Origin of the sequence: Streptomyces aurantiacus (assembly GCF_001418335.1) — a bacterium.
Lineage (GTDB): Bacteria > Actinomycetota > Actinomycetes > Streptomycetales > Streptomycetaceae > Streptomyces > Streptomyces aurantiacus.
In genome coordinates, this window is sequence record NZ_LIPP01000500.1 from 1 (window position 1) to 1,532 (window position 1,532).

2 protein-coding genes are annotated in these 1,532 nt (G+C 71.0%); one reads left to right on the plus strand and one right to left on the minus strand.

What is annotated here, in order from left to right; translation table 11 throughout:
* Positions 1–473 precede the first annotated feature (473 nt).
* Positions 474–662, plus strand: coding sequence for a hypothetical protein (locus AOK01_RS43915; RefSeq protein ID WP_157871671.1), 189 nt, complete (start codon positions 474–476; stop codon positions 660–662).
* A gap of 89 nt (positions 663–751) precedes the next feature.
* Here AOK01_RS43915 and AOK01_RS39480 read toward each other — a convergent pair.
* Positions 752–1,532: hypothetical protein (locus tag AOK01_RS39480; RefSeq protein WP_213862218.1), on the minus strand; the 781-nt coding region annotated here is incomplete at its 5' end.

The following is a 1,532-nucleotide window of genomic DNA, read 5'->3' on the forward strand; positions in this document are numbered from 1 at the left end:
CTGGTGATCGGCATGGCGAGCAGGCTCGCCATGCCGATCACCAGGGCCTTTCTGGCACGGGACCGCCGGGGCGGAGGCATGGGGGTGTGGTCTGCGAAGGTGCGGGTGATCACGTCGTCCCTTTCTGTTCGATCGAAAGTTTCGAGCATGTTTCCGAATTTCTGCGCAGACCTTACGGCGAGGCCAATAGGGCGTCAACCGGCTGTGCCGCAACGGATTTTGGATGGCTCAAGATGGGCGGCTCACCTCATGGGTCCCGCCAGTGCCCTTGTCGGGCAACGATTTCGCGTCTACATTCCGCAGATAATCGCCATTGTCCTCGAATGTTTCGAAGCCTGGTGCAGCGGCGGGCTTCGGCTCACGTCACCCGTGGGGTGATGGTGCCGGTACCCCGGTATGCCGGTACCAGGATCAGTGGTCCTACCTACAGGAGAGGTCTGGTTGCTTCGTCACCTCTGACGCACTGTGGACCCATGGACACCACCCAGCCCACCCAGCAGCCGGAGGTCAGGATCCGCGTGACGCCTCTGCGTCGCCTCAGCGGAGGCACGTACGTACCGCGCGGCAGCCGAGCAGTCACCGCACAGGCCGACGAGGCCGCGTGCACCGGGGGTCGGGAACGGCCCGCGCGGACGGGCGGTCGGCGCGCGACGCACGACTGAGCCCGGACAGCAACGCGGACGGCGGCGGTCCCACACCCATCGGTGTGGGACCGCCGCCGTCCTGCTGAAGCGTGACGTGACGTGGTGGGTCAGTCCGCCGCTCGGTTCGAGCCCGCCAACTTCCGCAGGTCGGGCCGCGGTCGGGCTTGTCTGCCCGCGGCCAGGAGCGCCACCAGCGCCGTCAGGGCCGCCAGCGCGGCGAGCACGGCGGCGAGACCGGCGAGCCACGGCGGCGCGAGAGTCAGATCCAGCGCGCGGGTCAGGCCGGGCGACTGGACGCGCCCTTCCAGGAGTTGGGCGACGGCGAGTGCCGCCGGAACCGCGATGCCCAGGGCGAGCACCGGCAACGTGCTGCGCCGGAACAGTGCCAGACCCACCAGCACACACAGTCCGCAGGCGCCGATCGCGAATCCGTAGGCGCTCAGGGAGGCTCCGTCCCGGTGCGGCGGGAAGTGGGCCAGACCGCACACCACGAGCACCAGGGCCGCGACCCACCGCGGCCAGGCGGGGGCGCCACCGCTCTTGGCCGTCCGGCCACGGCGGGCCCGGGCCGTACGGCCGATGGCGACCGTGCCGCCCTCGGCGATGAGCCGGTCCCCGGAGGGGGATCCGTCCTTGGACGAGTTGGAGCGTGCTCCGCCGGCGGTCGGCTTCGGTCCCTCTCGCGTCGGCGACTTGGCCCGCAGCCGGTCCTCGCGTACGCCGTCCGCCTGGGCCATGCGGCCGATCAGCTCCACGAGTTCCTCGACCGGCCGGCTGGTGGCGGCCGCCTGTACAGCGGCCTCGCCGCAGTGGCGTTCCAGCGGGGGCCGGTGCAGCAGCCCCATCAGCCTGGTGACGTCTTCCACAGGCCGGGCCTCGGCCGCCGCG

Excerpts from the sequence above, each read along its gene's own strand:
- AOK01_RS43915 (WP_157871671.1), top strand. The coding sequence starts at position 474 with ATGGACACCACCCAGCCCACCCAGCAGCCGGAGGTCAGGATCCGCGTG.